Genomic DNA, 11,485 nt, shown 5'->3' on the forward strand with positions numbered 1-11,485 from the left:
TATTCCCCAATGGGTTGTTCCTTTGGGGATACTCAACTGCAAGGAAATCACTTGGAAATCATGGAAAATAATATCCCGAAAATTACTACACGAGAAACAGAGTATTTACGTAGTTTTTATCCTTCCCTGAGTCATCTGGAAGCCGGGAGGGTAGCGGAATGGTTGCAAGAGAGGAAAGACCAATTATTAGAGCAAGCACAGACCGCAGAAAACGAAGCGGATGCAGCTCGTGTGCTGGGACTGCTTGCTGCTGGTGTTGGTACTGTCTGTTATGCCGTCAATCCTTTTATGCTTGTTGGCGGGATGGTTGGAGGTGCAGCATGGCTGTGGTTTGTTGTGGACCATTACAACCGCACCAAAGAAATTGCACCGCTGCCTTTTGTACGAGGTAACTTTCTGGATGCTTTATCCCGTGCTGGAGATTATGACGCAAGACAGGATTACAGAATCAACCACTTAGCCGAAACAATCAAATTTCTGCCACGGCACAACGCCCAAGAGTATGTTTTCCTCTACAGCGATTACTTTGAGACGGTAATTGACTACCTATCACAGGTAGAACCAGGAAAGCGCTTTTACGCTTATCGTTGGTTGCTTGGTTGGTTTGAGAAATTTCAAGGACGAAGTCTCCCCAAAAAAGACCAACTAGACACCCACCTACAGACCGTCACCATTGACAGCAGGGTGAAAGTCGAGGAGGTTCGGGCAATTCAAGAGACCGTAGTCCCTCGGTTTGTGGACTTGCCAAAACCCAACCTTGTAGACCTGCCACACGCACAAAACCAACCAGCCCTAAACGCAACAACCAACTCGACATTACCCCCAAACTTGGGGACAATGCCTCTAGACGAACGAGGCTTAGCCGTAATTAACGCCCTGCAACTGAGCGGTTTCAAAATTGATGAAATGATGGGTTCACAAGTGATTGCGATCGCAGGGACTCAGAGAGGGGGAAAGGGAACTCTAGCAGCAATACTGGCGATATTGTCGTCAGCACTTGACCCCAACCTAAACACGCAATACTTCACGGCAGGTGTGGATGTTTACCCCTTTGCTTGTAAATTGCATTCTGCCCTTAAGTACTCAGATAAAGATTCAGATACAGCAGATAGATTTATAGCTCAGGATTTGTTGATGTTCTTAAAAGGTCTGGATGGTTCGCATCCTTATTCCCACAAAAACCTGCTGTTAGTTATTGATGAAGCAATGCGGCTTTTGTCCTTGCTTGAGGAATCAGACCGGACTTGGGCAATTCAATACCTGCTCTCTCGGTTTGCTAAAACAGGAGGAACGCTCATTATTGTTCTGCATGGTAGTAATCTAACTTCAGTTGTGGGCAAGGCAACAGCAGGGTTGGCAAACACCTTTAAGCAGAGTGTTTCTTTCATTGGGTGTGTCGCCAAATCCGTTAATGTTGGCGGACTGCGTAAAATCAATGTCGCTAGTGGGGAGTATTTCAAAGCCAATCCCAATGATTTTGGCAGTCCTGTAGCAGGTGGACAGTTGGGTGCAGTTCCCGAATGGCTGAAGACAGAATTGCACCCAGGGAACGGACAACCAGACCCAGCCAGGACGTTGCTTAAGTTATTCCCAGAGCTACAACAGCATCACACAGCTTCAGAGTCCCCCTCTCCTATTCCTAGGGGAGAAAAGCTTGCCCCCAAAGATGCCGTTGCACATCTTGAAAGCGTTTTCAAAAAAGAAGCAGTTGAGCCTGAGATTGTGGAAGTGGACGATCCGCTTGATGACTCTGCCCTAGAGAAAATTGTAGAGATTGTTCATAGCGCAATAGCTCTTCCAGTGAAGTTTGAGTCGATTCGCAAAAGCCGAAAGTGGGACAAAAACAGTCCAAGTGTCCCACAACTCAGAAAAGCCCTTTTAATGCTCGTAGAAGCCAAGAAACTGCATGGCAACGAAGAAGTTGGCTACGAAATTAAATCTTAAACAGCCCTATCCATAACTAGTCAAAGGGCAGTTACTTTCTCAAAAAGAAGAAAAATTAGGAGAGTAACTGCTTAAATGTGTGTTACTGTTCTCCCCTAGCAATCCGTAGCACGCTTGCTGTACCCACTCCATCAACTGCTCTATTGCGGGCCAGTTCAATTGCCTGTTCCTCAGTCAGCACGGTGCAACTCCTCAATGAATCGGTCAAGTGCTTCTTTAATCCGCTCTTTCTTCTCCGGTGCTTTGGCAACACGCCAGGTTTTGAGTATACGATCGCGCAGTGCTTCCAGTTCCCCTCTAGCTAGCCCAAGAGATTGGGAATCTCTCAGGCGACTAACTCCCCCAACGCTGACTGTAATTTCTCATCAAATTCTTGTCTTACGCCGTCCAACAATTGTCTTACCTCTGTCATCAGTTCAGCTTTCAATTGTTGCGAGTCCAATGTCTTACTAGCCGTCTTACTCTCTGTCTTACTGATAGGAACTTCCACGCTCATTTGACCCCTCACTCCAAAAATTGAGTGAGGATTTTTCATCTTTCAACCCAATCGGGATCAACAAAAATCCAACCACTGGGCATAATAGTATTGTGGTAGAAAGCACCATGAGCAAGCAATGGAAAGATGCCCAAATGCCTAATGGAAAGCTCACTACACCTGATTGATTCTATATCGAGAGCCGAACCTTTTTTGATACACTAGGAACAAAGGTTCATTCATGTCAAGAAGGTGCTTCTTGAATTTACTGGCTGATAGGATGATACAAACCATCATCCTTATACCGCCAACCCGTTTTACTTGTATCCCGACCTCGAGACCACTTCTCAAACTCTGATTCGCTCAAACTTTTCCTTTGTTTGATTAGGGTGGATACATCAACTGCCAATCGGCGAGCTAGATTTTCTTCAGTAAAGGGCTGAAGTTCGAGAGCTTGCGGTACGTAGGGATTATTGTACGGTGTTCTGTATGCCTTTCTTTGACCGTACTGTTTCTGCACAACGGCTGATTCCAGTATGGCGAGCTTGAGTGTAACGGCTTCGAGCTTCTGTTCCAAACTGCCCAAGGATTTCTCTAACTTTGCTGACGATTGGTTATCGGTATCGCGATTTGAGTCAGCCAACCGGGATTCCAACTCTTCTACCCGGAGTGCCAGTTGCTTTACTTCACTATCAGTCCCAAAATCGATATCGCTATTGCTATCAAGATTCGCTATCAACTCCTGTAACCCCTGAAGCAGGGCAATGGTTAGACCCTCCCTATGCAGTCGAGCCAACTCCTTCACCACAGGAATCAGCACGGTGGGGACGCGGAGCATTTGACTGGGTTGTGACTTCTTGTCTTTAGAGTTCAACGCTGACCTACCTTGATAGCGTATTTGCTTGCAATCTTGCTATCAAAATAGGGCTACCAAAATTCAAACATCAGGTGAAGATGGTGGTGTAGATTCACCTGTTGTTGGTTCCACTTCTGCAATGAACTTATCCAACACCTTCACAGCAGTTTTGTACTGAGGAGATGTGGTAGCCACCTTGTTTTTACCTTGAGTCAGCGATTTGAGGATGCGCGAGCGTATTGCCTGTAAATCCGGTAATGGGGTTGCAGCTCTTTCCTGAGCTTCCTTATTATTCAGTCTCAAAAGTAACTCCTGATTCTCTACCTTGAGTGCTTCTATTTGTGCAAAAAGCTGCTCGTTCTCAGACGGCATTGTCTCTACCTCCATTGGCTGTTGTTGTGCTGATTTCTGCAACTGTTCTCGCTTATCTGTACGCTCATCTAGAGCAGATTCTAGATGGCGGAGATTGCCCTGTAGTTCTTCTAGTTTCTCCTCTAAAATCTGAACCAAACGCCATTCTAGATTTCTCTCTCGCTCGTCTAGAATGGTATCTAGATTGGATGGAAGTTGTGGTTGTACTTGGATTCTAGCTTCAATCCGAGAATCTATAATAGAATCTAGATTATCTAGATGAGTGCTTCTTTTGGTGTCAGCAGCAATTCTGTTTCCAGACCGATACCAGCAAATGAAATCAACCAGCACAGCCGAGGCGCTCGACCCCTCTGCTTTTGCCTGTGCCATAAAATCCTTCCACTCATCTTGATTAATGCGGAAGGTGGCTAGAAACTGTACGTTCGCTCATTTTGTGAGGGCGAGAGGAATTAATGCCTTACTGTATAAGGAAAAAACCATTATCTGGATCTGATGGCGGTCATACCGTGTAATACTTGGGAAAGGGCAAATGAAATTAAAGGTGTATTATGTGGTACGAGGGAAATCAACCGTCCCGTGTAATACATGGAAACACAGAAAATTCACAAAAAAGACTGCGATCGCAAAGCGCAAGCTGTACCCAGCTTATCGCCCTTGGCGCAAGCCGTACCCGGCTTATCGCAAAGCGCAAGTGTATTGAGACAATAAAGTCTTACACTGGCGTAGCCCATTCGCCTTAATCTTACGTTAGCCAAAAAAACTGGTGTACAAAGAAAATGATTAGCTGAACTGGAGAATAATTAGTTGAACTAGAGAATAATTAGCTGAACGAGAGCAGAGGTACGCGCTCGCGCTACAATATGACGGTTGTGTTTGCTACAGCCACAATCCACAAAGTTTTGCTGTAACACCAGTTCAAGTTTTTATTCTCCTAGCTCAAACTTATGTATGTAGAATAAAACTGCCGAGTCTAGGTAATTATTTTTGAGTGTGTCCTGAACTAGGGACGTAAAATTCGCGCTTTGGGAGCATCTTAAGTTCAGCTAACTATTCTCGTTGTACAACTGGATTGACAATAAAGTTTTACCAACAGACGCTTGCCCATTCCTTTTGTCAGAAGCGAGAGTGACAATAAAGTTTGACACCAAGTTTGTGAAAATGCTTGAGAATAAAGGCCTATCATACAAAATCTAGTCGCAAGCGTACCAAACTATGGATGGTTCCAGTGTAGAACTTTATTGTCTGGGGTAAGGGTTTATTGCCAAGAGTTGAACTTTATTGTTTTTATACAGCAAGCCTTAGATGTGCTTATCGCACCAGCTTTCGGTGTAATACACGGAAAAGGGAACGGACTTTTCTCCATGTATTACATGAAGGGATTTGCGACCGCCATCCTGGCGTCATCCCGTGTATTACATTTTGAAATTCGGCAACGTCAGGTTAAACTTACGATGTAATACACGGGAGAAGAGTCATGGGAAAAGGTGGAGGGGAGTAACGGTGTAATCTATGGAAAAAGCCCCCGAAGGCTTCCGTGTATTACATGGGGAAGGAATTCCGAGCACGCTTGTGTTACATGAAGACAGGTGATTCTGTGTAATACAGGGTACGGTCGCCCTATTTAAAGTTGCACCTCCGGTGTAATACACGGTAAGAGTTCATGTTGAAATGGGATGGCAATGAGCGTGTATTATTATCCATGCCTATGGTATAATCATGCTGAGCTACCCACCGAATCTACCTGATAAAGGGAATCGGGCATTCTCATTAAATCAAGAATTTGTTTTTGTAGCTCAGACAAAGGCGTCACGAAGATGGTAGAATCAGGTAAAAAATAGAGAGTTAAATGACAAAAAGCTTTGAGCATTTTCTCTGCTGATGGGCGTTCAGTTTTGCGCTTGGGATTGCCATCGTAAAGACCAGCCAACGATTGTTGAGTTTCTATAAGTGCCTGCCGCACTACAAACTCCATCAAAGTAAATACCCGTAAAGCAATGTTCAGCAAGAACATCAAGCCAGTGATTCGGTTTTGGTCAGTGAAGTAAATGGGTAGGGCGGGTAGAGAACCGCGTTTAAAACGGTGAAACCCTCGCTCCAATACCCATTCATTCCGGTAATACATGACAGCAAGTGATAGACTTAGTTGAGCAAGGGGTGCGTTAGTGACGTACAATCGCCATCCTGCCAAAGTTTCTGCTTTCTTGATTGCAGCATCTTGAAGCTGGATCTGAAGTTGAAGACAAATACTGGTTACCAATTCAGTGGGAGAATTTTTTGATGGTCGTCCTCGTCCGACATGACGAGTTTTTTGAATGATTTGTTCTGTAATTCTGGTCTTGAAGAAATCTTTAACACGATAACGCTCAAGAATGTTTTCTACTTTATGCGCTAGTACTTGTGGATCTTCTCCTGGTTTAGTGGCTAATTTATTGAGAGCTGTTCTCGCGCTCGTTATGCGTTGCTGTTGACCACGGATAGCAGATGCTGCAAGGCTAGTGGAATAAACTACCAAATAGCGTTCATGCCAACGTACCCATTTGTTGGTTTCTGGGTTTAACCAAAACTTGCCTAACTCCACTTCAAAACCCTTGCCCACATCCGGTTCATCTTCATCCTGATGCGGGAAACGAATGGACTGAATTTCTGTAGGTGGGTTTAGTACCCATTGCCTAGTTGTTGGGGGTGTTGTCCACTCATGGGAACAGGGAAACAATAAATACCGCCACTTGCTGCCATAGCACCGCGAGTTGCAATCGCACCGGCTTTGCAATCAGCAATGAAGACGAACTTTTTATGCCCAATCACTCTCACCATTTTTTCCCAAGTGGGAAAATATAATGGGTCATCGGCTCCATTACCTTCAACGGTAGCGCTCACCAATGGCATTCCCATTGGGTCGAGGGTCGCTAATAATTGACGGTATTGCAGTAAATCTGGGCGAAAGTCTTTGGAATAGCCATAACGCAGTAGGTTTTCTTCAACTGACTCTCCTGGAGTATGATTCACACTAAAACTACTTGTATCCGCTCGTGCTACAACAGTTGGCAATTCGTAGGCACGAATCAGATGCCGTCCTAGCTTTACCTCAATTTCCACTCTGGCGTGTGATTGCTTCCCTAGCTCTTCGACTACCCTTGCCAATCGGTCATCAGTGGCATCTTTTTCCGCGATTGACCATCCCGTAGTTAACTCTAAAATCTTTCGATGTGTTTGCACCCAAGGTTCCACAGCAGACAACCGATGGTCTGACTGAGTGATGATGTATGTTAGTAACAATACACCCAATTGACCGTAACTCAGCCCTTTGTGATTTCCGTGTGGTTCACTGAGTTTTTGGTCAATACATTTGGCAATCTCCATCTGTTTGAGCCACTCCACTATCACAGGAATATCGTCGATGCGCTCAGAAGTTATTTCCATTGTTGTTTCTGCCAGAGTTTATGTTGGCGAACACGGATTGTTACGTATACTAGCTTGAGAGTGCCGCAATAAAATCATTGAGGGCTTTAAGTGCTGCTTTATAACCAGGAGCTTGCTTACCCAATTTTAATCGTAGTAAAACTTGGTCACGTACATTTTCAAGTGTTACCACCTGTCGTGGCGTAGTCGTAGGTTCCACAGCAGTAGCTTTGGCTCGATCTATTGGCTCTTTTTCCCGTGTAATACTTGGGCTGGCATACCCCCTCATCAAATGTTCCAAGTAGTCAGATCTACTCATTCCCAAGCATTCAGCCGCAATCCCCATAATCTTCCAAGTTTCGTCAGTTAATCTGACTGAACGCACTTGACGATAATCATCATTTAAAGCGTGCAAACTTCCCTTGAATGTCCCGCTTCAACATAACTCGGCTTCGGTGTATTACACCGTAAATTTAACCTGACGTTGCCGAATTTCAAAATGTAATACACGGGATGACGCCAGGATGGCGGTCGCAAATCCCTTCATGTAATACATGGAGAAAAGTCCATTCCCTTTTCCGTGTATTACACCGAAAGCTGGTGCGATAAGCTAAGGCTTGCGCCAAGGGCGATAAGCTGGGTACAGCTTGCGCTTTGCGATCGCAATCTTTTTTGTGAATTTTCTGTGTTTCCATGTATTACACGGGACGGTTGATTTCCCTCGTACCACATAATACACCTTTAATTTCATTTGCCCTTTCCCAAGTATTACACGGTATGACCGCCATCAGATCCAGATAATGGTTTTTTCCTTATACAGTAAGGCATTAATTCCTCTCGCCCTCACAAAATGAGCGAACGTACAGTCCTTAAGTTAAGAGCATCTTTTTCTAGTAATTTTTGTAGTTCATCTTTGTTTGTACTTTGAGGTACAGCAATTGGCGACAGTGATGTTTAAACTCCCCTAAGTAAGTAGGGCAAGCGAACAAGCGCCTGATCCCTTGTTACCGCTTGCGTTTTAAAGCACAAGTAGCACCAAGAGCACCAAAGGTTAACAAACCTAAAACAGAGATAGGTTCAGGTACAGACTTTGTTGTATTAAAAGTGAAGTTGTCTATAGCAATTTGTTCTCCACGACCTCCAACACCTGCATAAGTCCCACCAGATGAAGTAAACTTCAGCCGATCGATGCCTTGGAAGTCGAAGTTAAACAATGTAGGAGCTACAGTATTTACGGTTACTGTTTTTGAATACTTAGTAACACCACCATTGAAGCCCTCAACTAGAATATTTAAACCGTTATTCCAAGCTGCTGTTAGATAGACACTATTAAAATCAAATTGTCCCTTAGCAACACTTATAGTGGCAGGTTTAGCAAATGAATTATATGCAACATATTGTCCTGATACAGTTCCCTTGTTATATCCGGATCTTGGAGACGCTACTGAATTGTTTCGCACAGAAAAATGATTCCAATTTAATCCACCATAACCATTGAAGATAACTTGTTGATCGGCAGTAAAAATGTCATCAAAAGTCAGAGTGGCAGCCCGCGCTGTACCATTGATTCCCAGAAAAATTACCACCGCAAGCGCTGTAGCCCTTGATAACTTTTTCAAAATAGACAAAGTAAGCATTTTTCTGATTGCTCCAAAACAACAATAGAATTGACGTAAAACTATTTGGTAAATGCAAGTGCCGCCTAGTTTGTTCTTTTTCGTACTTTGGCATTATCTTGAGAGTACCCGCAAGAAGTTCAATACTCTATTCATTGAATCAATACGCTGACATGAACTTCGTTATAAGTACTAAAATGATTAAAACTATAGATACTTAATAGTGCGTAGATGTTGAGAGAAAATGGTTAAGCATTTAATGAAGAGTAAAGTCTTCAATGCATCATGGGGTAGTGTTAAGGACACCCTGCCAAGTCCCTCTTTTATATTGTTTATCAAATTTAAAAGGGAATGGTTGTGATGGAACATCCTGCAGGGTTAGGTTGCACAAAAAATCCCACTGGGGATTTTCAACCAGATTCCACTCAACCAGGTTCAAACCATACTTTTGAGCTAATTTTCTTGCCTGTTCTAAGTGATTCCAGTAGCAATTGATGAAACGCTCTCGCTCAAATGTGAGTCCACCATACAGATACCAACGAACTTGTTGTGTAAAAGGGTCAAGCGTACTGAGTGGTCTGCTCTCAAACCAGACTTGACATGCCTCCAACCAAGATTCAATTTCTCTTACCGTTAGCACAAAAGTAGCATCCAGAGGTAGCAATCCCAGCCTAAACCAAAAAGCGACGGGGGTATCAGTTAACACATCAAAATCAAGAATCCAAGCAAGACTTGTCGGAAAGTGCGCGGCTCTATACCCCAGCATATGCATCGCAGTAGCAGCCGTATAATTTCCTGTGGCAGTGAGTCCGATGAAAAAATATTTAGATGAGAATTTGTTAGGAGAGAGCATGGAGTCAAGTTGGATTAAAGTATTTTCGCTCTGATCGCAGCGAGCAATAGCAACTGAGTCTTGGGAAGCTCGTTCTTTGAAATCGTTGCTTCCCAATTGCATAATGGCTTGCTTGTTTTAGATAAAACAACGAGGCTTCTACGTAAGAGATACTAAATCTTTGATGACAAATAAGTAAGACTACTGTTATTGACCGCGTAATTGTGTTGATAAACTCTAAAGTCAGGGTTAAATATAACAAAGCTAAATAATGTGTTATCTGATGTTTAGACAATTACAGTCTGAAATCCCAACACTTTAATAAGTCATGAAATATACATAGGGCTTCAAATAAGCCGAAGTTTGTACCCTAGCAAAGACTTTATGGAAAAATCGATTTCTATCATCATGACGGTGTACAATCGGGAGCGCTATCTTGCTGACGCAATTAAGAGTGTCTTAATACAAACTTGCCCCGACTTTGAACTGTTAATTTGGGATGATGGTTCCACTGACCGTTCTGTTGAAATCGCTCGTTATTTTGCTCAAATTGACCCACGGGTGCGTGTAGTAGCAGCAGATCATCAAGGGCGAGCACGCTCTTTGAAGGCGGCGATCGCACAAACAACTTGTCCCTACTTTGGGTGGGTAGACAGTGATGACTTATTGGCACCGACTGCCCTAGAGGAAACGGCGGCTGTACTTGATGCGCGAAAAGAAGTTGGACTAGTCTACACCGACTATCAAGTCATCAATGAACGCAACAAAATCATGGGATACGGACAGCGCTGTCGCATTCCCTATTCTAAAGAGCAATTGTTGGTTGATTTTATGATTTTCCACTTCCGGCTACAGCGTCGATCTGTCTACGAGCAAGTGGGCGGCATCAACGAGCAATTTGAACTAGCTCAAGACTATGACTTGTGTTTGCGACTATCTGAAGTGACGGAGATAGAACACTTAGCAAAACCCCTCTACTACTATCGGCGACACTCTGAGAGTGCGTCCCATCAAAAGCGAGTTGAGCAAATACTGGCAGCGCGGGATGCGATAAACCTTGCTCTAGAACGTCGGGGGCTGAACGAGCGTTATGAATTAGATGTGGAGATTGTAGGGCGGTACAGCTTGCGTCCAAAGGTGTAACTGGCAGTCTACATTACTTTCCATCTTGAGTCGGTGGTAATACTCCTGTCAATTGGGCTACTTTACACAACTTTTTCATTACGAGCGCTCGTTTTCTTTGTTTCAAACTATTCCTCAAGCACAACGTGCCCTCTCCAATCAACTTCACAATGAGGTCAGAGCAAAGCTCAGAGACCTCGTTACCCAAACCTTCGATGAGGGCTAAACCGTTGCAATAACCAGACTAGTACTCCTCCTGTAATAGCCCCGCTTACAGCACCGAAGATAATTCCAAAAATAACTAATGCCCCGAAATTGCTGTTAGTATCGAGCAACTTCCAATGTACAGCGCTGCTCAAAGCACCACCCAATGCCCACCCCAAAGTACTAGTTATTATCCAGACTATCCACAAGCCAGGGAGCGAAATATGTCTTCTGAGCAATAACCATTGATGTGTTCCAGTAATAGCGCCGCCCATAGCACCACCAATAGTGTAGGTAACAACCCAACACACATTAGTATCTGCATACCTGATACAAAAATAGCTAAAGCTACTACCAAAGAATAGATAAAAACTCACCAGCCCAGTTACGAAGAAGCCTACAAAACTAGTTAGTATCCACCAGGCGCTAATCCTCGCAATCTGCCTTCTGAGAACGAACCACTGAGCTACCCCTAGTACAATTGGAGTTAGAAAACAGCTTGCACAAAAGCTTGTAGCATTGACAATCACCCACTGTGACCAAAATTGAACGTTGAATTGCGGATTCGACATGAAAGTTCAAGCCTTGTAAGGTAAAGCGATAATAGTAAGTCACTCAATAGCGCAACTTATATTTACTAGAGAGAATATGCAATTCTCAAGGTA

General features: G+C 43.8%; 13 protein-coding genes. 4 read left to right on the top strand and 9 right to left on the bottom strand.

Going from position 1 to position 11,485, the window contains the following annotated elements; translation table 11 throughout:
- Nucleotides 1-9: 9 nt before the first annotated feature.
- A complete protein-coding gene (locus tag F7734_RS12955) occupies nt 10-1,944 on the top strand; it encodes a hypothetical protein (protein WP_243146852.1) in 1,935 nt (644 codons plus the stop codon).
- 195 nt (nt 1,945-2,139) lie between these two features.
- On the top strand, nt 2,140-2,397 hold the full coding sequence (locus F7734_RS12960) for a hypothetical protein (RefSeq protein WP_155745118.1): 258 nt from the start codon (nt 2,140-2,142) through the stop codon (nt 2,395-2,397).
- 287 nt (nt 2,398-2,684) lie between these two features.
- Here F7734_RS12960 and F7734_RS12965 read toward each other — a convergent pair whose 3' ends face one another.
- The gene (locus F7734_RS12965) at nt 2,685-3,293 is read right to left on the bottom strand and encodes a hypothetical protein (protein WP_243146853.1); all 609 of its coding nucleotides are present in this window, start codon (nt 3,291-3,293) and stop codon (nt 2,685-2,687) included.
- 63 nt (nt 3,294-3,356) lie between these two features.
- Entirely contained in the window at nt 3,357-4,016 is a 660-nt protein-coding gene (locus F7734_RS12970) for a hypothetical protein (RefSeq protein WP_155745119.1), read from the bottom strand.
- A 216-nt stretch (nt 4,017-4,232) separates the two neighbouring features.
- Between F7734_RS12970 and F7734_RS65240 the strand changes: the two genes are divergently transcribed.
- Complete coding sequence (locus tag F7734_RS65240) at nt 4,233-4,355, top strand: hypothetical protein (protein WP_279239706.1); 123 nt, start codon at nt 4,233-4,235, stop codon at nt 4,353-4,355.
- A 1,006-nt stretch (nt 4,356-5,361) separates the two neighbouring features.
- Here the strand turns inward: F7734_RS65240 and F7734_RS61875 are convergent.
- From F7734_RS61875 to F7734_RS12995, 6 genes are all read right to left on the bottom strand, one after another.
- Nucleotides 5,362-6,360 (bottom strand): transposase, encoded by a 999-nt coding sequence (locus F7734_RS61875; RefSeq protein WP_207714086.1) that lies wholly within the window; start codon nt 6,358-6,360, stop codon nt 5,362-5,364.
- Nucleotides 6,303-7,067 (bottom strand): DUF4277 domain-containing protein, encoded by a 765-nt coding sequence (locus F7734_RS61880; protein ID WP_207714087.1) that lies wholly within the window; start codon nt 7,065-7,067, stop codon nt 6,303-6,305. Before F7734_RS61880 ends, F7734_RS61875 begins: the two co-directional genes overlap by 58 nt.
- A 49-nt stretch (nt 7,068-7,116) precedes the next feature.
- Complete coding sequence (locus tag F7734_RS12980; RefSeq protein WP_347566188.1) at nt 7,117-7,461, bottom strand: hypothetical protein; 345 nt, start codon at nt 7,459-7,461, stop codon at nt 7,117-7,119.
- A gap of 79 nt (nt 7,462-7,540) precedes the next feature.
- Nucleotides 7,541-7,741 carry a hypothetical protein gene (locus tag F7734_RS12985; RefSeq protein WP_155745120.1) on the bottom strand — a complete coding sequence of 67 codons (201 nt, stop codon included), beginning with the start codon at nt 7,739-7,741 and terminating at the stop codon, nt 7,541-7,543.
- Between the two features lie 309 nt (nt 7,742-8,050).
- Complete coding sequence (locus tag F7734_RS12990) at nt 8,051-8,683, bottom strand: PEP-CTERM sorting domain-containing protein (protein WP_155745121.1); 633 nt, start codon at nt 8,681-8,683, stop codon at nt 8,051-8,053.
- 262 nt (nt 8,684-8,945) lie between these two features.
- Nucleotides 8,946-9,617, bottom strand: a complete 672-nt coding sequence (locus F7734_RS12995; protein ID WP_155745122.1) for a sulfotransferase — start codon at nt 9,615-9,617, stop codon at nt 8,946-8,948.
- A gap of 261 nt (nt 9,618-9,878) precedes the next feature.
- On the opposite strand from F7734_RS12995, the gene F7734_RS13000 reads away from it, so the two are divergent.
- Nucleotides 9,879-10,637: a glycosyltransferase gene (locus tag F7734_RS13000; RefSeq protein ID WP_155745123.1), complete on the top strand. Its 759-nt coding sequence runs from the start codon at nt 9,879-9,881 to the stop codon at nt 10,635-10,637.
- 179 nt (nt 10,638-10,816) lie between these two features.
- Here F7734_RS13000 and F7734_RS13005 read toward each other — a convergent pair whose 3' ends face one another.
- On the bottom strand, nt 10,817-11,392 hold the full coding sequence (locus F7734_RS13005; RefSeq protein WP_155745124.1) for a hypothetical protein: 576 nt from the start codon (nt 11,390-11,392) through the stop codon (nt 10,817-10,819).
- Between the last annotated feature and the right edge of the window lie 93 nt (nt 11,393-11,485).

It is taken from the genome of Scytonema sp. UIC 10036, assembly GCF_009725235.1.